The following is a 22708-nucleotide window of genomic DNA, read 5'->3' on the forward strand; positions in this document are numbered from 1 at the left end:
TTTTCTCTCTATTCTACCATATTTTTACCAATTATAAAAGGAAGGGCAGAGCCTTCCAAAAATTCTACTCGTCAAAGAGCCCGTCTAGGGCAGCAAAAGGATTATTCGCCTCTTTTTCCTGCTCTTTCAGGTTTTGATACTGGTCCTCGGTCAAGACCGCCCAATCACTGCCAGACGGCAAATCACTGGCCTGACTTTCTTCTGCTGTCAGCACCTTGAGGGGAATGTTTAAGAGGATATTGTCAATGACGCTTTCCGTTAAATCAAGACTATCCCCTTCCACAATCAAGACCAGATTTTCCTCAACCAAGTCCTGTTTGGTCATAGCCTGACTGCCCTCAATGAAAACCTCATCAACGGTCAACTGTTCAGCCAAGTCAACCGGCTCCAACGAACGGCTAGACGGCAGGGTAATGACATAGGACAAGTCATAGACCAGATGATACAAGCCATCCTCATAAGACACCTGCCCCTTGACCAAAAGGTCACGCACCGCCAGAACATCGGGCTGACGCTCCTGCAAACTGGCTGTCACGTCCAAGCTCTTTTCAAAACTCAAACCATCTGGATTTTTTTTCACTTCACTCAGGTAAAACATCTTTTCTCCTCAATCTCGTCAAATCTTTCTTAGCCGCTCAATCCGCTCGGCAATTGGCGGGTGGGTTTGAAAAAGTTCCTGGAAGCCCTTGGATTTTCTTGGGTCACTGATATAAAGGGCCGCACTAGCACTATCCACCTGATGGTCCATAGGTCTGGACTGGTCCAATTTTTGCAGGGCATTAATCATGCCTTGAGGATTTCTGGTCAATTCAACCGCACTGGCATCTGCCAAATACTCCCGCTGACGAGAAATAGCCAGCTGAACCAAGGTCGCTGCCATAGGAGCCAGGATGAGAGAAAGAATAGAAAAGACCAAAATCAAGATTGACGCACCGTCATTATCACGGTCACTGCGCCTGCGACCACCACCATACCACATCATCCGACCACTCATGCTGGCAATCAAGCTAATGGCACTGGTCAGGGCAACAGCAATAGTTGAAATCCGAATGTCGTAGTTGCGGATATGACTGACCTCATGTCCCATCACCCCTTCCAGTTCCTCACGATTCATAACGGCCAAAAGTCCTGTGGTCGCTGCCACGGCAGCATTTTCAGGTTTAGAACCTGTGGCAAAGGCATTGAGAGCCCTGTCCTCCACGATAAAGACACGCGGCATAGGAATTTGAGCCACCATGGCCATATCCTCCACAATCCGATAGAGTTCTGGTGCTTCTTTTTCCGTCACCTCGCGGGCATTATTCATGGACATGACCACATTAGTGGATTGAAAAATCATACTAATAGCATAAATACTACCAATGATGAGGGCAATAACCATACCACCAGCCAAACTCCCCCACATCAGGTAGCCAACTGCTCCACCCAAAGCCGCTAAAAGGGCAAAAAAGGCAATCAGCAAGACAATGGTTCGCCGCTTATTACTGGCAATTTGTTGATAAAGCATTGTATTTTCTCCTTAAAAACAAGAACAGGCCAACCGTGGTCAACCTCTTCTCTCCCTTGTTTAGAAATTAAATTCCACCTTGGGAACAGCCTTTTCTTCCTCAGGAGTTTGTAGAAACTCACTGGCCTTAAAGCCAAACATGCCTGCAACTAGATTGCTTGGGAAGGTCTGAAGTTTAGTATTGTAGTTGGCTGTCGTCGTGTTATAAAGCTGGCGAGAATAAGAAATCTTATTTTCCGTATTGGTCAACTCATCCTGCAACTTGACAAAACTAGCATTAGCCTTGAGGTCAGGGTAATTTTCCGCTACGGCAAAGAGACCTGAGACCTGCTTGGCCAAGGCATCACTAGCCTGCATGGTTTCATTTGGCGTTGTGGCACTGAGTACCTGTGTCCGCAACTGGGTAATTTTTTCAAAGGTTTTTTCTTCATAGGCCGCATAACCCTTGACCGTTTCAATCAGATTGGGAATCAAATCATTACGGCGCTTGAGCTGGACATCAATCTGACTCCAAGCCTCCTGCGTCTGCATACGGCTCTTCACCAAACCATTGTAACTAACAATGGCAAAGAGAGCCAAAATAACAATAATGGCAATAAGTATCAACATAGCAATCATCCTTTCTTTAGCTTACATTATAGCAGAAAGCCCCCCGATATACCAGTGAAAGCCTGACATCTTTTTTTCTCTGCCCCTTTATGGTAAAATGAAAAGAGAAGCCCAAAAGGAGAGACTATGACACCAGAAGAATTTTACCAAGCCTTGACCCAGCACGGCATCCAACTTAGCGACCAGCAAAAAGACCAATTCCAAACTTATTTTGAACGCCTCATCGAGTGGAATGACAAAATTAACCTGACCGCCATTACCGAAAAAAATGAGGTCTACCTCAAACATTTCTACGACTCTATCGCCCCGATTCTGCAAGGAAAAATTGCCAATCAGCCCCTCAAACTACTAGATATTGGAGCTGGGGCTGGTTTTCCTAGCCTACCCATGAAAATCATTTTTCCCCAGCTAAACGTCACCATTATTGACTCGCTCAACAAACGGATCAACTTTCTCAACCTCTTGGCTGAAGATTTGAGCTTGACAGGTGTTCATTTTTACCATGGCCGAGCAGAAGATTTTGGCCAAGATAAGACCTTTCGTGGCCAGTTTGACCTAGTCACCGCCAGAGCTGTCGCCCGCCTACAGGTCTTAGCAGAATTAACTATTCCCTTTCTCAAAATCGGCGGACAGCTCATGGCCCTCAAGGCCAGTTCAGCCGAAGAAGAGCTGCTTGAGGCTAAAAATGCCCTCAATCTCCTCTTTGCCCAGGTCAGCGATAGTCTTGACTACCAACTACCTAATGGCGACCCCCGCAACCTAACCACAGTCATCAAGAAAAAAGAAACCCCCAACAAGTACCCAAGAAAGGCTGGCCTACCCAACAAGAAACCCCTATAAAAAGAACTGACACATTGGTCAGTTCTTTTTCTTAAGCTTTCCTAACGTGTCGGCTCATAAGCCAGTTTATCGGCATGTTTCGCCAAAAATTGGGGTAATTCATTGTCTGGAATTTGACGCAAATAAAGATTGGCCCTGAGGCTGCCATCTTCTTCACGACAGGTTGAAAGGACCAGATACTTATCACTGGGGTCAATCTTGGCATCAGCCTTTTTGACCTTGGCCTCCCCAGCAACCCTTTCCAGTTGCTGTCGAAAATCTTCCGTGGTTTCAAAGGAAGTCCGATACAAGTCGGTCGTTTCAGGCACGATGATAAAATAGGTCGCCTCATAATAGTAGTTACGACCCGCCGTCTCAATGACTAGATAGGGGTTGCTATCAAAATAAGCCTGGCTATCATAGAAATTAAGATCATTGAACATGCGACTATCTGGGACCAAACTGCCCCGTGCATGGCCAAAGAGCCAGGTTAGGCTATCACTAAAGTCTTGCTTATTAGTCGTGTCCATAAAGACCGCCCCCATATAAGGCTCATAAGCCCCTTCAAAGGTCTTGTCAAGGTAGGTACTGTTATCTCCCGTCTGCACGACTGGTTCATCAATCTTGGTCCCTGGGGCATAGACATAAGCAATGACCTCTGGATTGATGGCTGATAGTTTGGCAAATCGCTCAGCTAAGTAAGCTTTTTCCGCAGCTGTTGGCTCATAAGACTGCTGACTGCTTTCCTCTGAACTGACAGAGCTGACTAAGGTAGAGCTGCTTGGATTAGTTGGAACTGCTTTTTGACTAGGATTGACAAAAAAGAAACCACAAATCAAGACCAGACCTAGCAAACCTGCTAAGAGATAGGAAAGATAGGGAACCTTTTTTCTCCCTTGACGATAGGACATAATCATCTCCTTTTTCATAAGATAGTAACCCCTGACCGACTAGGCCCAAGGGTTATAAAAACGGCCTTGGTTGAGGACAATCAAACCAAAACTGATGACTAAGAGCAAAACAGCCAAGCCAATCACTAGAAAATCTAAAGGAGCTAGGGCCTGACCACGGTACCAAGTCCGCCTAGTTCCCTTACCAAAACGCCGCAGCTCCATGGCTGTTGCTACGGTATCAATCCGTTCCAGCGAGCTAAAAATCAAGGGAGCTAGGATTTGCAGATTGCCCTTAATCCGTTGGATTAGACTAGCCTTTTTGGACAAGTCCAAGCCGCGTGCATTTTGTGATAATTTTATCATGTAAAATTCTTCCTGCAAGTCAGGAATGTACCGCATGGTCAAGCTAACCGCATAAGCAATCCGATAAGGCAGACCAATTTGATTAAGACTGGCCGCAAATTGACTGGGCTGAGTGGTCATCAAAAAGATTAGGGCCAAAGGAACCGTGCAAAAATACTTGAGCATGAGATTAAACAGATAAAACAACTCCTGCCAAGTGAGCTGATAAGAACCAATCCCCTTCCAAAGGAAAGTAGATTGCCCATAGATTTCCCCGCCATAATTGGGGGCAAAAAGATAAACCATTAGCAAATTAAGGGCAGAAAAAATCAAAACCAGATAAAGTACCAAAGAAATCTCCCGCCATTTGACACCAGATAGCTGAAAAAGGACCAGAGAACCCAGAGCAATCACCGCAATCAAGCGAGTATCATAGCTGACCATAGCAGCAATAGAAACCAGAACAAAGAAAATCAATTTGCTGGCTCCTGACAGCTGATGCAAAAAACTATTGCCTGCTTGGTAGCCCAAAAGTTTATTTCCAACCATCTTGTCCCCTTCTCTGACTCATGTAATACTGGGTCAAATCTCTTGGCTCAACCCCTAGCTTGCCTGCCAAATCAAATAGGCTGGTTTGTTTGAGGTTGGCAGCCTCAACCACTGCCAAATCATTCAACATATCAAAAGGATGCCCCTCTGCAATAACCTTACCATCCGCCAAAACAAGCGTGCGGTCGCTATATTCCAACATCAACTGCATGTCATGAGTAATCATGACAATGGTGTGACCAGCTTGATTGAGTTGGTCTAAAAAGGCCATCATTTCCCGATAATGTTGCCAGTCCTGACCGGCCGTTGGCTCATCCAAAAGAATAATTTCTGGATTTAAGACCAAGATTGAGGCAATAGTGACCCGCTTTTTCTGACCAAAGGAGAGGGCAGAAATCGGCCACTTACGAAAGGCATAAAGACCACAAACCTTCAAGACCTCTGCCACCCGTCGGCTGACCTCTGCCTCATCAACTTGTCGCAAGCGTAATCCTAGAGCGACTTCATCAAAAATCATGGTCTGGCTAATCATCTGATTAGGATTTTGCAAGACATAGCCAATCCGCTCAGCCCGTTCCTTAATGCTATCATCAGAAATATCCTGTCCCTGATAGCGTAACTGGCCACTGCTGGGAACAAACTGGCAGAGAGCCTTGGCTAAGGTTGACTTACCCGCCCCATTGCGACCCACAATGGCCAAACGTTCACCTTTTTTAATGGCCAAAGACAACCTATCCAAAATCGGCTGCCCAGCCTGATAAGCCACCGTCAAATCCTTAATGGTCAATAAATCATCCTTGTCAGCCATGGCTTCTACCTTAGGGAAATCTGGTAGAGGCTTAGGTTTGACCTCCATCTGCTCTAGCTGACTCAACCGTTTTTGACCAGACAGATCCACACCCAAATCACGCAAACTGGTGATATAGAGGGGCTCACGGATACCATGCTGCGTCAAGAGTGACCCCGCCAACAAGTCATCTGGGCTACCATCAAAAACAATCTGCCCCTCATCCATCAAAACCACCCGATCCACTGAACTCGCCAAAACTTCTTCCAGACGATGCTCAATAATAATGGTCGTTAGCCCATGATCACGATGAATCTGATCAATAACCGCCAACATGTCCTGACTGGTCTTTGGGTCTAGATTGGCCAAGGGTTCATCAAAAAGCAAAATCGGACTTTCATCCACCAAAACCCCCGCTAGGCTGACCCGCTGCTTTTGACCACCAGACAAATCTTGAGGGCGATGGTCCAGTAGCTTGGTTAGCTGCAAACGCTGGGCCCAGCTACTGACCTTCTCAGTCATCTCAGCTTGGTTAAGCTGGTCATTTTCCAAGGCAAAGGCAATATCTTCTGCCACAGATAAACCAATAAACTGGCCATCCATATCCTGAAGGACCGTGCTGACCAGTTGTGACTTTTCATAGACAGACAAGTCAAAAACAGGCTTTCCTTGAATCAGAAAATCGCCTGTCATTTGACCCTGATGATGATGGGGAATCAGACCATTGATGACCTGACCCAGAGTTGATTTGCCAGAACCAGAAGGCCCTGCTAACAAGACCTTCTCCCCTCGCTTAATTTTGAGATTGATGTTCTTGACGGTCGGTTCAGCCTGAACCTCATATCTAAAACTAAAATTGATAAATTCAATCAAGTCTCTTGTCACCTTCTCACTTAATCTTTTGATAGGCTACCCGCCTGCGTCCGTGTTTTGACATAAAGGGCCAACAAAAGGCTACCTCCAATCCCAACAGTCAAAGAGTTAACCCCTGCTGACCAAAGTCCCTGAACATAAACCTTAGCCACTGGCTCTTGATAAAAGAGAATATCCAAGGTCGGAGCAAGCAACCCCCAACCCACGATATTCATCAAGACCTGAGCCACATTAAAGGTAATATAGTCTTTGGTGGTCAATTTTCCTGAACCAAGGGGCAAGACCCGACGCAAAAGACCAAAGCCCAGACCTAGCAAGCCACTGACTAAAATCCAGGTCCACCAAGGCCCGTATTGGGTCATGTCTTTGATGGTATGACCGATAAAACCAGCAAAGAAACCAACACTTGGTCCATAGATGAGACCAAAAAGAGCTAGGACGGCATACTGTAACTGAATACTAGTATTTGGCACAGGGACTGGAATGTTAATGAAGTAACCAACCACAAAAAATAGGGCTGCTCCGATACCTGTTGCGACAACTTTTTTAATAGAATGATCTTTCATAATCGCCTCCTAAATTTTCTTGACTTCAATATGCCAGTTAGAACCAACACCAACATTATAGGCCTTAGCAAAAGACCCCTGATTGATGGCTAGCCCCAAACGATAAAGTGAGTTAATATACAAAATTGGCTGACCAATGCGGACATCTGCAAAGGATTTGCCATAAGTGACCTGATTTTGATAAACCAACATGTCATTATTGTAGATGGTCACTTCAAAACGGTCGTTAAACTCTGGAGCCAAGGTGTAAAATTCTTCTCGCGTAATAGATGTCCACAAGGAACCAAAGCGGACATCCAAGATATCAACTGTCCCCTTAACCAAATCTGGCTCAACCACTGTGTCCACCACTGACAATTCAACAATATTGTCCACAGATAGTTCTGGTCCTACCTCTTCAAAACTGATGTGCCCACTGGCTAGTTTGGCTCCTGTATAGGCATAGACATCACGGCCGTGGAAAGTATAAGAGTGTTCGGTGTCTTGACGACGGTTTTTGACCTCAGAAATTTCTCGCACCGCCTTAATCCCCACATGCTTTTTGATATAAGACAGGGTACCATTATCTGGCGTGACAATATAATGATTTTGTTCGGTCAAGGCAACCACACTTTTACGCTTGGAGCCAACACCTGGGTCAACCACCGACACAAAGGTCGTTCCCTGAGGCCAGTATTCTACCGTCTGAAAGAGGCGATAGCTACCCTCAAAAATATTATAGGGCGTAATATCATGGGTCAGGTGATGGATACCTAGACTAGGCTCTTCCTGCAAGGCCACCCCAATCATGGCTGATACTGCCCCGTCAACCAAGCCAAAATCCGACTGTAGCACTAATAAATTATTGGTCATACATTGCCTTTCTTTTTCATAAGATAGATTCTATTTTATCATAAGTCCTACTATTTTTGTAGGCTATACTTTTCATGAAAAATATATAGATATAAACTATATCTATATTCATAAAAAGAAAGTTGAGTCTAACTCAACTTTCTGAAGTGTTATTTTTTACCCCAAGCTGATTTTTCAGCTACGGCTGTGAAAAGAACGTCGGTTGATGAGTTGATGGCTGTTTCACATGAATCCTGGATAACACCGATAATGAAACCAACACCAACAACCTCTGAAGCAATATTGCTATCAATACCAAACAAGCTACATGCCAAAGGAATCAAGAGCAATGAGCCTCCTGCAACCCCTGAAGCACCACAAGCTGACAAGGCTGCCACCACACTAAGCAAGAAGGCTGTTGGAAAGTCAACGGCAATGCCCAAGGTATTAACCGCTGCTAGAGTCAAGACGGTAATGGTGATGGCTGCGCCACCCATGTTGACCGTTGCCCCAAGAGGGATTGACACTGAATAAGTGTCTTCATTCAAGCCAAGGTCCTTACAGAGTTTCATGTTTACTGGGATATTGGCTGCGGAACTACGGGTAAAGAAGGCTGGCAGACCACTTTCTTTCAAACAACGGAAAACCAAGGGATAAGGATTTTCCTTCATCATGATAAAGGCAATCAGCGGGTTGACTACCAAAGCCACCACTGCCATGGTACCTACCAAGACAAGAAGCAAACGACCGTAAGTGGTCAAGATTTCCATTCCATTTTCAGAAATGGTTGAAAAGACCAAGCCCATGATACCAAAAGGTGCTAGGCTGATGACCCAAGTCACGACCTTAGAGGTCGCATCTGCCACCTGACCAAGACCGTCCTTAACAGCATCACTAGCCTGACGCAAAGCCAAACCAAAGAGAACCGCCCAAGACAGAACCCCGATATAGTTAGCATTGGCAATGGCATTGATTGGATTATCCACAATATTGGTAATAAAAGTGGTAAAAACTTCAGCAATGCCTTGTGGGGCAGATGACGTATCACTGCTAGCCCCAGCTAAATTCAGTGTCACTGGGAAAAGGAAGCTAGCGATAACCGCCACAAAGGCTGCAGCAAAGGTTACCAAGAGATAAAGAGCGATGATACTTTTCATCTTGCTCTGATGCCCTTGACGACTTTGCGAGAGGGCATGGGCCACCAAAACAAAGACCAAGATAGGCGCTACACCTTTTAGGGCACCAACAAAGACTGTCCCAAAGAGACCAATAACTGACCATGATGGCACAAGTAAACCTAAAATAGCACCAATGACCACACCAATAATAATCCGTTGAATCAGGCTAAGCTTCCCCCAAGCCTGCAAAATATTTTTCATAAGATACCTCACTAAAAATTCAATATAATTACTATAATATAGGAAAATACTTAAAAATTCAAGCAAATTTGCCAAATTTTTTTATTTATCATCAATGGCCCCTATTGACGAATAATTCTCTGTAAGATAGAATAGTTAGCAAGGAAAGTACTGAACTTTCTATTTTTGTTGTCATTCTAAAAGGAGAAATATGAAACAGATTCAAAATAAATACCTCGTCATCGGTTTAATGCTTTTTGCCATGTTCTTTGGCGCCTCTAACCTGACCTACCCTGCTTTCTTGGGAATTTATTCCGGAAGCAACCTCTGGTTAGCCATCCTAGGCTTTTGCTTATCAGCAGTAACCCTACCGCTCTTGGCCGTCATTGCCATCGCTTATTCTGGTAACGATAATGCCCAAGACATGATTGAGCAGCGGGTCTCAAAATGGTTTGCTGTCAGCTTCATGGTTGTCCTCAACCTAACCATCGGGCCCCTCTTCTCAATCTCTCGGACAGGAGCCGTCTCTTTTTCTGTCGGAATCGCCCCCTTTTTTGGTACAGGCTTAGTCAGTAAACTTATCTACGGCCTAATTTTCTTTGGCTTGACCTATCTTATTGCTGTTAAACCTAGCAAAATTGCGGATAACATCGGTAAATACCTGACACCAGCTCTCCTGCTAGTCATTGCAACCCTAGTTTTAGGCTCTTTTATCAGCCCTGCGGCAGTACCAGCTACCAGGAGCTACAATGCTGCTAGCGACTTATCTAATGCCTTTGCTGATCTTCCATTCATTGCAGGTCTCTTGCAAGGTTACGGTACTCTGGATGCCCTAGCTGCCTTTATGTTCATTACCGTTGTGATTAATTCTGCCAAGCAATTTGGGGCCAAAAGTAAACATGACATTGCTGGAGTCTCACTCAAAGCTGGTTTGATTACGACCGCCTGTCTGGCCATTATTTACCTCTTTGTTGCCCGTCTCGGCTCCATGTCTCAAGGTCTCTTTCCAATGACCGATGGCCTTTTTACTCTCAACGGTGTGGGGATTGATGGAGGAACCGTCCTCAGTATCGCAGCTCGAAACTACTTTGGAACCTTTGGACAAGTAACCCTATCCCTAGCTGTTTTTCTGGCTTGCTTGTCAACGTCATCTGGTCTAGTTGTTGCTAGCGCAGATTATTTCCATACCCTACTTCCTAAATTATCACATACCAGCTGGTCAGCCATCATGACCTTGATTGGTACCTTCCTTTACTTCAGTGGACTTAGTGGCATTATTAAAGCCTCGCTAGCCATGCTCTTTTTCCTTTATCCATTGGCTATCGCCCTTATCGTTCTAACCCTAAGTGGCAAATGGTTCAAAGAAAGTAAGACCGTTTATAGAACGACTCTCATTTTCACTGCGATTGCCGCTCTCTATGATTCTCTTGCTACCTTGGCAGGTCAACTCAACCTCGAGTTTATCCCAAGTGGTATTGCGAATTTCTTTACCAAGGTTGTTCCTCTAGGACAATTCCAACTGGGCTGGATCTGCTTTGCCTTCCTTGGTTTTGTCATTGGTTTAATGCTTGATAAACGTAAATCTTAATCTAGAAACACTGGAACTTATTAGATTACTTATTCAAAATCTTAGCCCTGTTGCTCACAGGGCTAAGATTTTTTAGTTATTGTCATTCTAAAAACAGGTCATGGTCAACATACCCTTTGGTTAAAAATTTGCCATTCTCTTGCCCCAGCTAACGGGGATAAACCAATCTTCCTCGTCTCTTACCTCAAATTTCTGTACCAACCATACTATAAGACAAGATTTCCATCAGCACTGCTTGATTGGTGCAAAGCTGAATCAGAAAAGTCCAACGTTACCTAATGAGATTAGCGAAAAACGATGGTCTCTCTAATATGAACAACACCTAGTCAAACCTGATTAACGTCTACAAACTGGTATGTCTTCCACCCTGATGACAAAATCCCCTTGCCATTAGATAAAAATCAATGGTAAGAGGATTTTTACTTCCAAAGCCTATTATTTATGGCTCACTTTTTTGGTGATAAAGTCACCTAAAAATTGAATGGCAAAAATCAAAATTAGAATAATCAGAGTTGCCACCCAGGTCACATCGTTGTTGTAGCGGTTATAACCATAAGAAATGGCAACATTTCCCAAACCGCCAGCACCGATGGCTCCAGCCATGGCTGTTTCACCAACCAAGGAAATCAAGGTCACCGTTGACACTCGGATTAAATCAGGCAACCCCTCTGTCAGATAAACCTTGACAATGTCCCAAGTGGTCGCACCTGACGCCTGAGCCGCCTCAATAATGCCCTTGTCCAGCTCAGATAGGACCACCTGCACCTGACGAGCAAAGAAAGGAAAGACTGCCACTGAGAGGGAAACATTGGCCGCATCCGGCCCTAGCATGGTTCCAACCAAGAACAAGGCCACAGGGAACATGACGGCTAGCAGCAGAATGAAAGGAATGGCCCGAAAGACTGAGGTGACCTTATCTAGCAACCAAAACACAGGTTTATTTTCAAGCACACCCCCAGGACGAGTCATGACAAGGAGCAACCCCGCCACCAAGCCCAAGAGGCCACCAATGATAAAGGGAATAACTGTCATATAAAGGGTATTGAAGATAGCTGTTCCCCAGCCTGCATCACCTGACCACCCCAAGGCATAGACATTGGGAAGGTATTTTTCTATTAGTTCAATCATCTAGGCACCTCTTTTCAAAATCACCACAGACACCCCTGCTTTCTCCAAAGCAGTCAAGGCACTGGCTAGGTTATCCGTCTGACCTGACAGAACAACCACCAATTCCCCCACAGGGACATGGTCTAAAATTTCAATGTTACCGTATAAAATATTGGCACTGACATCAAATTCCTTATAAATTTGATTAAGGATAGGCTCATCGGTTGATGTGCCGGCATATTTCAACTCAACCAGAAGAGAATTGGCGGCCAGATTGGCAACGATATCTTGTTTTTCAATCTTGGTCAAGGCCTCACCAATTCCTGTTGCGGTCTGAATAAATTCCTGAGTCAAGGTCTGCTTAGGATTTGAGAAAATCTCCAAGACCGTGCCTTCTTCAATCAGAACGCCATTTTGCATGACAGCCACTCGGTTACAAATATCCTTGACAATCTGCATCTCATGGGTGATCATGACGATGGTCAAGCCCAATTTTTCATTCAAATCCTGCAAGAGGGCTAAGATTTGCTTGGTTGTTTTAGGGTCCAAGGCACTGGTTGACTCATCTGAAATCAAGATTTTCGGGTCATTGGCAAGGGCACGAGCAATGGCTACCCGCTGTTTTTGCCCGCCAGACAGTTGAGACGGGTAATTTTCTGCCCGATCCGCCAAGCCCACCAAGTCCAAGAGTTCCGTGACTTTCTTGTCTTTTTCTTCCTTGGTCAGAGCAGAATGTTTGAGGGCAAAGGCCACATTTTCACGGGCCGTCTTTTGTGACATGAGGTTAAAATGCTGGAAAATCATGCCAATGTCACGGCGTTTTTCTCTTAATTGACTGGCTGACAAAACCGTCTTATCTTGGTCAAAGAGCAGATCGCCATCCACCACCACACGACCAGCCGTTGGTTTTTGGAGCAGGTTAATCACCCGCACTAGGGTTGATTTCCCCGCACCAGAGTAGCCCACAATGCCATAGATATCCCCTTGATTGATGGTGACCGTCACGTCTTTAACGGCCTCAATCACCCGCTTTTTCTGCTGAAAGGTAATATCAATATGCTCTAATTTTATCATCTCATTAGCCATAACTCTTTATTAACTCCTCTACTAATTTGACATGGCGATAATAATCCACCACCCTAACATTTTCATCACCGGCATGGTCACGACTATTGGCATTACCCATCCCAAAAGCCGCAATCGGTACACCTAGCTGGGCAAAAACCGTGTGCATAGGCCCTGTTCCGGCCGAAGTTGGCAAGATGGCCAGCCCTTCGGGATAGTACTTGGCTGCCAAATCAATGACACGCACAATGGCAGGATGGCTCATATCACTGCGATAGCTTTTCTCGCCCAAGGTATAGGTCAAGTCAACCTGCTCAAACCCATTTTTTACCAGCTGAGCCTTGACCTTGTTAAACACATCTTGCGGACTAAGATGGGGCACCAGACGAATTTCTAACTTGGCTTGGGCCTGACCAGGCAGAATGGTCTTGACCCCCTGCCCTTGATAGCCTGACCAAAGGCCCTCAATGGCCAAAGACGGCTCAAAATAGAAACGCTTGAGAAAGGCCTCTCGCTCCTCAACCAACAAGGGCAGCTCTAAACCATAAATGGCCTTGAGTTTTTCTGGTGTCAGTTGAGCATGCTGGCTAATCAAGGCCAGTTCACGCTCATTAGCCTCGAGCAAATCATCCGTCAAGCCCTCAATAGCAAGTGAACCATCCTCCCGACGCAGGCTGTTCAAGGCCCGCATCAGGTACCAAATGCTAGACTCAACCACACCACCATAGCTGGAATGAATATCCAAATCTGCACTCTTAACAGAGGCATCAAAGGTCACAATCCCCTTGTTGCCCCCATAAATCTCCAATTGTCCCAAGCTATTGCGATTGCCCTGTTCCCAAATCAACAAATCAGCCCTTGACAAGTGGTCACAATATTTGGCCAGATACTTGTCCAAATCCACCGAAGCAGACTCCTCTGCCCCTTCCATGATAAAGATAACATTGACCGGCAAGTCCCCCTGATCTTGCAAAACCTTGACCAAGGCCGACAAGCGTGCCGTGATATGGCCCTTGTCATCATCCACACCTCGACCATAGATAACATCATCACGCACCGTCAAGGTAAAAGGATCACTGGTCCAAGCCTGATCGCCATCTGCTGGCACGGTATCATAATGGTTGTAGAAAATAATGGTCTTGGCTTGGGGATTAGACGACTTGAATTCTGCCAAGACAAAGGGTGCTGGGTAGCTATCATCTAAGACAACCCTAGCCCCTGCCTGCTCAAAAATCCCTGCTAAAAACTGAGCCACCTCCAAGAGACCCACCCCTTGAGCATAGATGGATTTTTTAGCAATGAGCTGACGCAAGACCTCAAAATAGGTCTGAATGGTGCTATCTTCCCAAAATTGTCTAATCTCTTCCTGATCCCTGGTCATGCTTTTCCTCTATCCTAATTTAAGTAAAGAAAGCTGAAGCGAATACTCCAGCACTTTCTTTCATGTTTTACCAAACTGGGACGTCAACACCGTCAGAGGTTTCATCAACCACCTTCTTAACGTCGTCTGTATGGTAGGCTTCGATAATCTTCTTGATTGAGTCAGCCTTGTCTGATGACTCCCAGTCTTTTTGAGCTGCTAGGATGTTAATCCATTGTTTAGAGTTGTCGTTGACTTCTTCTTTCAGCAATGATGTGCTGTAGTCAATGCCAGCTGGCACAGCGTAGCTATTGTTAACAAAGGCTGCATCTACCGACGTCAATGAACGAGCCGTTTGTGAAGCATCAACTTCCTTGATTTGTAGGTTCTTTGGATTGTCCGTGATGTTGGCTACTGTCGCAAATTCCTTACCAGAAACATTGAGTTTAATCAAGCCTGCTGATTGGAGAACGTAAAGCACACGGCTTTCATTGGTGGCGTCGTTTGGCACAGCGATGGTCGCATTGTCTGGCAATTCCTTAACATCCTTGTACTTAGCCTTGCCTGAACCATCTGTTCCTGAGAAGAGATGGATTGGGCTGATGTAGGTTTCCGCAATGGCTACCAAGTCACCCTTGTTTTCTGTATTCCAGTTGTCAAGGAAGTTATAGTGTTGGAAGGCATTGATGTCAACCTCGCCATTAGCCAGAGCCTTGTTGGGTTGTGAGTAGTCGGTAAATTCCTTGTATTTCAAGGTAATCCCGTCATCTTTTAGGAGTTCCTGAATCTTGTTCCAACGAGCTTCGTCAGAGTCAGTCTTGGTCATGACACCGACAGTAACGGTTTTGGCATCGTCTGAACCAGCCGATTTTTGACCGCAGGCTGCCAAGACCAGACCTGATACAAGAGCTAAACTAGCAATTCCTAGAATCTTTTTCAATTTCATCTTCTATACCTCTTTTGTTTTGATGAATTTATTATCCCATAGGAAGCTATAAAAAGCAAACTGTTAAAAACTAGGTAAATATATAGCTTTTATCTATAACAAAACCACCTAACTCTTTCTGAAAACTCAGACCAGTTTGCCTATAGCGAAACCAAAACAAGGCTCCACCCTGCTTGAGAGTGGAGTCTTTGGGGGGTTATTTGATGTCTGCACTAGCTGGCAGATAGCTGCCTTCTAGGTAGTCTTGTGATAGTTTCTCAAGAGTGCCGTCCTCATAGAGTTCCTTGATGCGTTTGTTGACAAACTCTTGTAAGGCCGTTTGCTCCTTGCCGAAAATCATGTAAACATAAGGTTGTTGCTCACTTGGCAATTCAATCACTTCAAGATTATCCAAGCCTTGGCTCTTGATGATGGAGTTAACCGCGATTTTATCAAAAATCTTGAAATCAAACTTGCCTTCGTTGACATTACGCAACATGGTCGTAATGTTCTCGTTGGTCCAGTTAAGGGCAACTGGCTTGTCAGGATTTTCTGCATTGAAGGCCTCTAGCTGGCTAGCGGATGTTGTTCCTTGCACCACCTGAGTTGAACGGCCAGCAATATCGTCATAAGACTTGATACCACTTCCCTTTTGCACCACTAGAACACTTGGGTTTGAAGCAATGGGACTTGAATACAGGTACTTGTTCGCACGCTCCTCGGTATAGCTGATATTGTTAGCACCCATTTGGAATTTATCACTGTCCAGACCAGTGAAGATTGATGACCACTCGGTTTTTTGGTAGGTCACCTCATACTTGTCACTGCCTGCAAAAACAGCCTTGGCTACTTCGACATCATAACCAGTCAACTCTCCCTTGTCATTTTCATAAGAAAATGGACGTGTCGTGCCGACCGTTGCAAGGACAACCTGCTCCTTTGATGAGTCCGTGCTGCTTTTTTCTGTTGATGTTGACCCACAAGCTGCTAGCACAAGGGCTGATGTGGCTAGCAGACTAACTGTCACGATTTTTTTCATGTTTCATTCTCCTTTTTTGTCATGTAACCATTCTACCACGAAAGCCCTAACTTGACCAATACTTGCTCCCTATCGCAGTGATAGGCTAACCTTATCAAGGACCAGACAAACTCGCCTAGTCATCATCAGGTAAATAAGCCAAAATATCGCCTGGCTGACAGCCCAGTTCCTTACAGATGGCGTCAAGGGTGGAGAAACGGATGGCCTTGGCCTTACCTGTTTTTAGAATGGAGAGGTTAGCTGGGGTAATCCCGATACGCTCGGCCAATTCGCCAGAGCGCATTTTTTTCTTGGCTAATTCCACATCTAGATTTACAACAATCATGATGGCTCCTTTCTAAATGGTAAATTCATTTTCTTCGGCAATCTGATTGGCTTTTTCCAAGATTTTTGACAAGGTCCAAACAACCAGTGCCGTGACCAGAAAACTAATATTCAAAAAGGAATAACCACCTATTTCAAAAACACCATCACTCAAACAGGCTGCCAGAAAAAGAAGTAAGGCAACGCGTTTGGCTAGGCTGACATTTTCCGCAACGAAGATGTCTTCTGCCAAGATATTCTTGAAGAATTGCCGCAGGCAGGCCAGCACCAAACAAATAATCAGGCCATTGGCTAGCGATAAGAAAGTGGTCCAGGCTGAATGATCACCTAGACTAGTCTGCAGGGAAATTGCCCCGCCAAAGAGACTGAGCTTAGTCAGTCCCATAATCGATAGGCCGATGGCGGCAATTAAAGTGATGCCAAAGATAAATAAAATCACGGTGATAAAACCCAAGGCGTAAGTTAGATAGGATTTCTCCTTGTTCATGAAACGATTACCTCTATTTCCAGTCTTGTCTTGCCAGCATTAGCAAGACCATTAAACCAATTTTTTAGCTTGTTTACGGTTAAGATAAGCTACTAGCAAGGCTGCCAAGAAAAGCCAAGCGGCTACGGATAGGTCAATGAATAAACTTCTAGGCGCTTGACTTGCCATAAAGTCAGTCAAGCTTTGAAGCAGACCAACCAAGACCATCAAGATGGCACCCTTGTTCAAAAAGCTCGCCGTTCTTGGGGTCACCCAGTCTGTTTCCGTAAAGCTTGCCAAGAAGGCTTTTAGTTTGATCAGGCCATAAATCATCAAACTATTAGCTAGGACCAGGGTAAAGACCAAAGCGGCAGGGCCTGCCAAGGTTGGGGCCTTGATAACCGTTAAGTCCAAGCCGGCAGGTAGAACTGACGATAGGTCAAACTGGCCCAAAAGTAACAATAAGGATACGACACTGATAAAGCCTAGACCCAAGATACCAAGATTGGCTACAAATGTCAAGAATAATTTGATGATTTTAGTGATAGTTGCTGTTGTCATAAGATTGTCCTCTATTTCTTTTTGATGGATACTACTGCTAACATTTCAGTAGGGGGGATAGTCATTACAAGTTGAGCTCGTCTTGTTTATTTCTAACGGAAACTTATTATCGTTTACCGATATATTTATTATAGCACAAAATTTTTGAAAAGCAAGTGGTTTTTATCGTTTTTTAATAATTTTTTTATTTTAAGCAAAAATTAGATAGGAAATAGATGTTATAACAAGTCTTTCTCCCCCTCAGTAAAAGCCCCTCAGTCCTAATGACTAAGGGGCTTATCAGGGATATTGGTAGGAAAAAATTAGAAATCTGCTACGTTATGGTAGACTTTTTGCACGTCATCATCATTTTCTAAAGCATCAATTAATTTTTCAAAGGTAGTCAGATCTTCACCCTCAAGGGTCACCTCTGATTGAGGAATCATCTCAAGTTCAGTCACTTGGAATTCTGTAATACCAGACTGACGGAGAGCTTCTAAGCCTTTGTGCAAGTCAGTTGGGGCAGTATAAACAGTGATGGTACCGTCTTCTGCTTCCACGTCGTCCACCTCAACATCCGCCTCTAGCAACCATTCAAAGACCTGGTCAGCGTCATCGCCAGCAAAAACAATGACACCTTTTTTATCAAACATATAAGAGACAGAACCTGCTGCTCCCATGTTGCCACCATTTTTTCCATAGGCTGTGCGGACATTGGCTGCGGTGCGGTTGACATTGCTAGTCAGGGTATCAACGATAATCATTGAGCCGTTTGGCCCAAAGCCTTCATAGCGACCCTCGACAAAGGTTTCATCGGTATTTCCCTTAGCCTTGTCAATGGCCTTGTCAATCACGTGTTTTGGTACCTGTGCCTGCTTGGCACGCTCCAAAACAAACTTTAAGGCTGAGTTTGACTCTGGATCAGGCTCACCCTGCTTCGCAGCAACATAGATTTCAACACCAAATTTGGCATAAACTTTTGAGTTTGCTCCATCTTTGGCAGTTTTTTTGGCAACAATATTTGCCCATTTGCGTCCCATAAATCGTCTCCTTTTATTTTATCAATCCTCTATATTATAGCATTTTGTTGGCTATTGGTAAATTCTTAGTCTTGAATTTCATGCCATGGTAACAAAGACCCAACCAAGATAGGACAGATATAATCAGGCTCGGTATTAACCACCACGGATTTTGGTAACTTAATATCAGCTCATTCTTTCCTTTGACTTGCTTAACGCTAGGCGTTCCAATGACACTGAGCTCATAATCTTTGGCTTTTAGGAGACGCCCGTTAAAGACTAATTGGCTCCTAGCATAAACAGCCAGTGGTAGGTTAATCCAAGCCTCTACATCTGTCGTCCAAGTCAAGATCAGAGAATTGCCCCTGACCTTTTTCGTAAAGATATCATTTTCTAAGATAATATAATGTTCATATAGGTCGTAGCGACTTTCTTTTAGATGCCTCATACCATCTAGACTGGTTTGTTTTTTAATCAAGGGAAGATAATCTGGTGTGGAACGTCTAACCAGATAAAGGAGCCGGCTTAACTTTTGATCATGAAAGGCCTGACGAATCTCCTGACTATTGCCATATAAGGTGGTATGGGCCTTGGTTTCCAAAAAATGATCGCTACGATAATTATTGGTAATATTTTCCCGGCTAGCGGTTAAGGTATAGTAGATTCCTCCAGCCAGACAGAAGGTCAAGAGACCGACGGCCGCTCTTTGGTAGGTTTGTTTTCCCTGACTTAGCTGAAGACCAACTAGCAGTAAAAGCAAGGGCGTGGCATAAAAGAAAAATCGTGTTGGAAATTGAATTAAATCGACAAGCGCAATATGCTTACCCGCAAAATATTGCCAAGGGAAAAAACCAGAAGCTAGGACGAGGAAAAGAAGATAGACTCCCATCAAAAGCCGGTTAACTGGAGAGTTTTTCCGAGCAAAGAGGACATAATGGACCAATTGCCCCACCATCAAGACTAAAATGGTTGCTGGTGCAAAAAGAACTCCCCGATCTAGACCAGTAATGGTCTGCTGGACAAATTTTTTATTGATATAGGGTTGAACCAATTCATTGGTCAGATTGAGTTGAATGAGAGGTAACCAGACATTAACTGTCAGTAGCAGGAAAAGTAAGATGGCATAGCTAATCGTCTTCAAGAAGGTCAACTTGTCTGGACTGGTCAGGAGAATATAAAGACCAACCACCGCATAGATTATCCCCAAGAAAAGGGTTGATAAGACATGAACCTGTAACATCATTCCCATTGATAGGGCAATCAGGCACCAATTGGCCCGCCGCTGTTGCAATAAGTCCACTGCCCCTAGCAAGCCCAAAGGGAAAAAAGCTGTTCCCCAACTGGAAAATCCTTGTAAAATGGTCCAATATTGAATGGCATAGGTGGTGATGAAAAAGAGAGAAAGGGGGAGGGCATAGCACTTTCTTACCCGCATTTTTGTCATCAAAAAATAGAGCGAGGAGCCCGCAATCAGACCAATCAGAGTGCGTGACAAAATATGATAGCCAAACCAGGTTTTCCCTAGCAGGACCAGTAGTCCCTGAAAATACGCGAAGTAAGGTCCATAGAGGGCATTAACAATCCGACCCGACTGCTGATAGCCATAAAGACTAATAAAGTAGGAAAAATTTCTCTCCTTGATCTGCATGGCCGTCTCATAGAAACGGTTATAGTGAAAAATCGAATCCGCCCCCATGGTGACCTCTCTGGTCAGCACCTGTGGCAAGCATAGGACAAAAGAAAATAAGCCCATAAAAGCGACAAGAAACAAGCCTTTCTGCCACTTGTTTAATTGAAACCACTGTAACATACTAGGTCTCCTTTTTTCTATTGGAATGTGGGCCTAAAACAATTCTTCCCCAATTTTGTTCCAAAAGTTCTGTACTGCCTAGTTGGTAAACCCGATCCGCTTGTTGACTCACCTCATCCCATGGATCTTGCCCGATACGTGTGACTAGAGGGACTCGCTTTTTCAAACCAGCTAAATAGGTCTGACCTGCCGACGAAAAACCTAAAACTCTGATGGCTGACGGTAGCGGGGTTTCCTTGGCCTGAACTAAGATATAGGTCAAGACCCGCCTAATTCTGGCCTTGGTGTAGCGTTTGGTTGCTACTCGTTCCACTAAATCGTCAAAGTCTTTAGCCGGACCAATAGCCGAGCAAATGCGACTAGCCAGTTCTTGACTGACTTGAAAAATAGTGGTCAAGTCTGGGTGAGTTAAAATTTGATAGCGTAAAAAGGGAAAATAAGTGTCCCAAGACACCTTAACCGCCTGTTCAAAACGACCGGCTTGAGGCATGACCTGCCGGAGAAAATCCCTATCCTGAGCATGCTTGCGAATGGCGGTCGCCGAGGCAAAATCGGTCACCTGACTCGAATCATGAAAGCCTGCCCCCAGGCGTTTGACAGGTTTCAATTCAATGTCACGACCAGCCACAGCCTTGGTATAAGCCAAAGCCAAAATATGATTGGGACTGGCCCCTGAAAAATCAATCCCAGCCAGCTTTGACCACATGGCCTGAGCCTTTTGGGGATAGGAGAGTTCTTGCGGGAGTTGGCTGAGAAAATCCACCATCTCTACTCCCTTGTCAGCATAAGTCCTAGCCAGAGCATTATAGTCCATAAGCTCTTCCGTACCAAAGGTCAGTTGACTTATCCCCAATTTGGCTAAAATGTCCACAGCTCCTTGGGCAAAATAATCGGCCGACTGGACCGCTACCAGAAAGGGCAACTCCACCACCAAATCCGCTCCGCTGGCCAAGGCCATCTCTGCTCTAGTCCACTTATCCACAATGGCTGGTTCCCCCCGCTGCATGAAATTGCCAGACATGGCCACAATTCTCAAGCCCTCTGCCTGCTGCAAGAGGTAGGCATGGCCATTATGAAGAGGGTTAAATTCGGCAATAATCCCTGTGACTGTCATTTTTTGGCCACAAAAAACCAACGAGCGGAGGTTTCAGTTGGCTCCTTATCTTCAAAATCAGCATAGACCTTAACATCCCTAAAACCCGCCTGCTCTAGTAAGATATCGTAGGTCAAGAGTTCATAGGTTCGCTCCTCATGGACCTCATCATAGCGACTAAAACGGCCATCAGCTTCCTTGATGAAAAAGGTCAATTCATGAACAATGGAGTGGGGGGGCTCATCAGCATAAGTGTCCCAAACCATGGCAAAATCTTCAGCATTTTCATGGTAAGAATAACCAGGAAAAACCTCATCGGTCTGATAAGTTGAGTGGACATCAAAAATAAAAGTCCCCCCTTCTGCTAGGTGGTCATAAACCTGAGCAAAGGTATCGCCCATCTCTACCTCGTCAGCCAAATAGCAAAGGCTGTCGGAATAGCAGGTCACCAAATCAAAGGTGTCCAAACCAGACAAATCTAACATGTTACCCGCTACAAAGTCTATACTTTGCTTGCCAGCTTGGGCCCGTTTTTGAGCCAAATCCAACATCTCTCTGCTCAAGTCCAAGCCTGTTACCTGAAAACCTGCTTGGGCAAAACGCAAGGATTGAATCCCCGTCCCACAGGCTAGCTCCAAGAGACGTTTGCCCTTGGCTTTTTGGGGAAAATGGCGGAGCGAAAAATCCGTCCACTTATCATACAAAGAATCATCCATTACCGCATCATAGACTGATGCGAAAGTTTCATAAGTTGCCATGTTTTTTCTCCAGTTTTTCTAATGCAGCTTGAAGTTTTTCTTTCATACCTGTCAATTCTTTGGCAGTAGGTTCTTTATCTTGATGATACATAAGCTCCATAGGATACCACCAGACCGGCCCTTTACCATTATGACCATACTCCCCTAAATCTCCATCTTTCCGTGGAAAGAGATGCCAGTGAACATGAGCGTCACCATTCCCAAGTAATTCACAATTCATTTTATCCGCTCCAAAAGCCAACTTTACAGCTTCTGCCACGTCTGCCATTTCAGATAAGAACAAATCACGCTCAGACTTGTTAAGCTGGTCCAACTCCGTTACATGATGTTTACCGAGAAACAAAGTATAGCCTTGGAAATGTTGGTGGTCACCTAGCACAACATAACCTGTTTTTAATTCTTTCACAAAATAAGGATTTTGCTTTTCCTTTATCATCTCAATACGAGAACAAATTAAACACATTCTTTCATCTCCTCACG

The 22708-nt window shown here is 44.7% G+C and carries 24 protein-coding genes; 2 read left to right on the top strand and 22 right to left on the bottom strand.

The features are described 5' to 3' along the window. Positions 1-64: 64 nt before the first annotated feature. The 3 genes from FRX57_RS04305 to FRX57_RS04315 are packed head-to-tail and all read right to left on the bottom strand — an operon-like array spanning position 65 to position 2116. Positions 65-598, bottom strand: a complete 534-nt coding sequence (locus tag FRX57_RS04305; RefSeq protein WP_146567056.1) for a DUF177 domain-containing protein — start codon at positions 596-598, stop codon at positions 65-67. 18 nt (positions 599-616) lie between these two features. After that, positions 617-1507 carry a zinc metalloprotease HtpX gene (gene htpX / locus FRX57_RS04310; protein WP_146567058.1) on the bottom strand — a complete coding sequence of 297 codons (891 nt, stop codon included), beginning with the start codon at positions 1505-1507 and terminating at the stop codon, positions 617-619. A gap of 60 nt (positions 1508-1567) precedes the next feature. Beyond that, positions 1568-2116, bottom strand: coding sequence for a LemA family protein (locus FRX57_RS04315; protein WP_425472611.1), 549 nt, complete (start codon positions 2114-2116; stop codon positions 1568-1570). A 126-nt stretch (positions 2117-2242) separates the two neighbouring features. Here FRX57_RS04315 and rsmG point away from each other — a divergent pair, with 126 nt between their 5' ends. After that, positions 2243-2956: a 16S rRNA (guanine(527)-N(7))-methyltransferase RsmG gene (gene rsmG / locus FRX57_RS04320; RefSeq protein WP_146567063.1), complete on the top strand. Its 714-nt coding sequence runs from the start codon at positions 2243-2245 to the stop codon at positions 2954-2956. A gap of 41 nt (positions 2957-2997) precedes the next feature. Here rsmG and srtB read toward each other — a convergent pair whose 3' ends face one another. The 6 genes from srtB to sstT all read right to left on the bottom strand — a co-directional run bounded on the left by srtB (position 2998) and on the right by sstT (position 9155). Continuing rightward, positions 2998-3846, bottom strand: a complete 849-nt coding sequence (gene srtB / locus FRX57_RS04325; RefSeq protein WP_246100941.1) for a class B sortase, LPKTxAVK-specific — start codon at positions 3844-3846, stop codon at positions 2998-3000. A gap of 39 nt (positions 3847-3885) precedes the next feature. Next, positions 3886-4719 (bottom strand): energy-coupling factor transporter transmembrane component T family protein, encoded by an 834-nt coding sequence (locus FRX57_RS04330; protein ID WP_146567065.1) that lies wholly within the window; start codon positions 4717-4719, stop codon positions 3886-3888. Continuing rightward, positions 4706-6391 (bottom strand): ABC transporter ATP-binding protein, encoded by a 1686-nt coding sequence (locus tag FRX57_RS04335; protein WP_146567067.1) that lies wholly within the window; start codon positions 6389-6391, stop codon positions 4706-4708. The genes FRX57_RS04330 and FRX57_RS04335 overlap by 14 nt, the downstream gene beginning before the upstream one ends. Before the next feature lie 8 nt (positions 6392-6399). After that, positions 6400-6945, bottom strand: a complete 546-nt coding sequence (locus tag FRX57_RS04340) for an ECF-type riboflavin transporter substrate-binding protein (RefSeq protein WP_146567069.1) — start codon at positions 6943-6945, stop codon at positions 6400-6402. Between the two features lie 9 nt (positions 6946-6954). Then, positions 6955-7797, bottom strand: coding sequence for an SAM hydrolase/SAM-dependent halogenase family protein (locus FRX57_RS04345; RefSeq protein ID WP_146567071.1), 843 nt, complete (start codon positions 7795-7797; stop codon positions 6955-6957). Between the two features lie 149 nt (positions 7798-7946). Then, a complete protein-coding gene (sstT, locus tag FRX57_RS04350; RefSeq protein WP_146567073.1) occupies positions 7947-9155 on the bottom strand; it encodes a serine/threonine transporter SstT in 1209 nt (402 codons plus the stop codon). Positions 9156-9345: 190 nt separating this feature from the next. Between sstT and brnQ the strand changes: the two genes are divergently transcribed. Then, a complete protein-coding gene (gene brnQ / locus FRX57_RS04355) occupies positions 9346-10722 on the top strand; it encodes a branched-chain amino acid transport system II carrier protein (RefSeq protein WP_146567075.1) in 1377 nt (458 codons plus the stop codon). A gap of 435 nt (positions 10723-11157) precedes the next feature. Here brnQ and FRX57_RS04360 read toward each other — a convergent pair whose 3' ends face one another. From FRX57_RS04360 to FRX57_RS04420, 13 genes are all read right to left on the bottom strand, one after another. Further along, entirely contained in the window at positions 11158-11850 is a 693-nt protein-coding gene (locus FRX57_RS04360; protein WP_146567078.1) for a methionine ABC transporter permease, read from the bottom strand. Beyond that, entirely contained in the window at positions 11851-12915 is a 1065-nt protein-coding gene (locus tag FRX57_RS04365) for a methionine ABC transporter ATP-binding protein (RefSeq protein WP_146567080.1), read from the bottom strand. After that, on the bottom strand, positions 12908-14275 hold the full coding sequence (locus tag FRX57_RS04370) for a M20/M25/M40 family metallo-hydrolase (RefSeq protein ID WP_146567082.1): 1368 nt from the start codon (positions 14273-14275) through the stop codon (positions 12908-12910). The genes FRX57_RS04365 and FRX57_RS04370 overlap by 8 nt, the downstream gene beginning before the upstream one ends. A gap of 67 nt (positions 14276-14342) precedes the next feature. Beyond that, complete coding sequence (locus FRX57_RS04375) at positions 14343-15200, bottom strand: MetQ/NlpA family ABC transporter substrate-binding protein (RefSeq protein ID WP_146567084.1); 858 nt, start codon at positions 15198-15200, stop codon at positions 14343-14345. Positions 15201-15396: 196 nt separating this feature from the next. Continuing rightward, the gene (locus FRX57_RS04380; RefSeq protein WP_146567086.1) at positions 15397-16218 is read right to left on the bottom strand and encodes a transporter substrate-binding domain-containing protein; all 822 of its coding nucleotides are present in this window, start codon (positions 16216-16218) and stop codon (positions 15397-15399) included. A 115-nt stretch (positions 16219-16333) separates the two neighbouring features. Then, positions 16334-16543: a helix-turn-helix domain-containing protein gene (locus FRX57_RS04385; protein WP_146567088.1), complete on the bottom strand. Its 210-nt coding sequence runs from the start codon at positions 16541-16543 to the stop codon at positions 16334-16336. Positions 16544-16555: 12 nt separating this feature from the next. Next, on the bottom strand, positions 16556-17029 hold the full coding sequence (locus tag FRX57_RS04390; RefSeq protein WP_146567090.1) for a DUF2975 domain-containing protein: 474 nt from the start codon (positions 17027-17029) through the stop codon (positions 16556-16558). A 51-nt stretch (positions 17030-17080) separates the two neighbouring features. Then, complete coding sequence (locus FRX57_RS04395; RefSeq protein WP_146567092.1) at positions 17081-17569, bottom strand: hypothetical protein; 489 nt, start codon at positions 17567-17569, stop codon at positions 17081-17083. A gap of 302 nt (positions 17570-17871) precedes the next feature. Further along, on the bottom strand, positions 17872-18588 hold the full coding sequence (locus FRX57_RS04400; protein ID WP_146567094.1) for a YebC/PmpR family DNA-binding transcriptional regulator: 717 nt from the start codon (positions 18586-18588) through the stop codon (positions 17872-17874). A 34-nt stretch (positions 18589-18622) separates the two neighbouring features. Then, a complete protein-coding gene (locus FRX57_RS04405) occupies positions 18623-20377 on the bottom strand; it encodes a hypothetical protein (RefSeq protein ID WP_146567097.1) in 1755 nt (584 codons plus the stop codon). 1 nt (position 20378) lies between these two features. Further along, the gene (locus FRX57_RS04410) at positions 20379-21491 is read right to left on the bottom strand and encodes a nucleotidyltransferase (RefSeq protein ID WP_146567098.1); all 1113 of its coding nucleotides are present in this window, start codon (positions 21489-21491) and stop codon (positions 20379-20381) included. Beyond that, positions 21488-22228 (bottom strand): class I SAM-dependent DNA methyltransferase, encoded by a 741-nt coding sequence (locus FRX57_RS04415; protein ID WP_146567100.1) that lies wholly within the window; start codon positions 22226-22228, stop codon positions 21488-21490. Before FRX57_RS04415 ends, FRX57_RS04410 begins: the two co-directional genes overlap by 4 nt. Then, entirely contained in the window at positions 22215-22691 is a 477-nt protein-coding gene (locus FRX57_RS04420; RefSeq protein WP_146567102.1) for an HIT family protein, read from the bottom strand. Before FRX57_RS04420 ends, FRX57_RS04415 begins: the two co-directional genes overlap by 14 nt. Between the last annotated feature and the right edge of the window lie 17 nt (positions 22692-22708).

The organism is Streptococcus cuniculipharyngis, assembly GCF_007859195.1.
Lineage (GTDB): Bacteria > Bacillota > Bacilli > Lactobacillales > Streptococcaceae > Streptococcus > Streptococcus cuniculipharyngis.

Coding starts and splice junctions, on each gene's coding strand:
- FRX57_RS04305 (WP_146567056.1), bottom strand. CDS start 598: ATGTTTTACCTGAGTGAAGTGAAAAAAAATCCAGATGGTTTGAGTTTT.
- htpX (WP_146567058.1), bottom strand. CDS start 1,507: ATGCTTTATCAACAAATTGCCAGTAATAAGCGGCGAACCATTGTCTTG.
- FRX57_RS04315 (WP_425472611.1), bottom strand. CDS start 2,116: ATGTTGATACTTATTGCCATTATTGTTATTTTGGCTCTCTTTGCCATT.
- rsmG (WP_146567063.1), top strand. CDS start 2,243: ATGACACCAGAAGAATTTTACCAAGCCTTGACCCAGCACGGCATCCAA.
- srtB (WP_246100941.1), bottom strand. CDS start 3,846: ATGTCCTATCGTCAAGGGAGAAAAAAGGTTCCCTATCTTTCCTATCTC.
- FRX57_RS04330 (WP_146567065.1), bottom strand. CDS start 4,719: ATGGTTGGAAATAAACTTTTGGGCTACCAAGCAGGCAATAGTTTTTTG.
- FRX57_RS04340 (WP_146567069.1), bottom strand. CDS start 6,945: ATGAAAGATCATTCTATTAAAAAAGTTGTCGCAACAGGTATCGGAGCA.
- FRX57_RS04345 (WP_146567071.1), bottom strand. CDS start 7,797: ATGACCAATAATTTATTAGTGCTACAGTCGGATTTTGGCTTGGTTGAC.
- sstT (WP_146567073.1), bottom strand. CDS start 9,155: ATGAAAAATATTTTGCAGGCTTGGGGGAAGCTTAGCCTGATTCAACGG.
- brnQ (WP_146567075.1), top strand. CDS start 9,346: ATGAAACAGATTCAAAATAAATACCTCGTCATCGGTTTAATGCTTTTT.
- FRX57_RS04360 (WP_146567078.1), bottom strand. CDS start 11,850: ATGATTGAACTAATAGAAAAATACCTTCCCAATGTCTATGCCTTGGGG.
- FRX57_RS04365 (WP_146567080.1), bottom strand. CDS start 12,915: ATGGCTAATGAGATGATAAAATTAGAGCATATTGATATTACCTTTCAG.
- FRX57_RS04370 (WP_146567082.1), bottom strand. CDS start 14,275: ATGACCAGGGATCAGGAAGAGATTAGACAATTTTGGGAAGATAGCACC.
- FRX57_RS04375 (WP_146567084.1), bottom strand. CDS start 15,200: ATGAAATTGAAAAAGATTCTAGGAATTGCTAGTTTAGCTCTTGTATCA.
- FRX57_RS04380 (WP_146567086.1), bottom strand. CDS start 16,218: ATGAAAAAAATCGTGACAGTTAGTCTGCTAGCCACATCAGCCCTTGTG.
- FRX57_RS04385 (WP_146567088.1), bottom strand. CDS start 16,543: ATGATTGTTGTAAATCTAGATGTGGAATTAGCCAAGAAAAAAATGCGC.
- FRX57_RS04390 (WP_146567090.1), bottom strand. CDS start 17,029: ATGAACAAGGAGAAATCCTATCTAACTTACGCCTTGGGTTTTATCACC.
- FRX57_RS04395 (WP_146567092.1), bottom strand. CDS start 17,569: ATGACAACAGCAACTATCACTAAAATCATCAAATTATTCTTGACATTT.
- FRX57_RS04400 (WP_146567094.1), bottom strand. CDS start 18,588: ATGGGACGCAAATGGGCAAATATTGTTGCCAAAAAAACTGCCAAAGAT.
- FRX57_RS04405 (WP_146567097.1), bottom strand. CDS start 20,377: ATGTTACAGTGGTTTCAATTAAACAAGTGGCAGAAAGGCTTGTTTCTT.
- FRX57_RS04410 (WP_146567098.1), bottom strand. CDS start 21,491: ATGACAGTCACAGGGATTATTGCCGAATTTAACCCTCTTCATAATGGC.
- FRX57_RS04415 (WP_146567100.1), bottom strand. CDS start 22,228: ATGGCAACTTATGAAACTTTCGCATCAGTCTATGATGCGGTAATGGAT.
- FRX57_RS04420 (WP_146567102.1), bottom strand. CDS start 22,691: ATGTGTTTAATTTGTTCTCGTATTGAGATGATAAAGGAAAAGCAAAAT.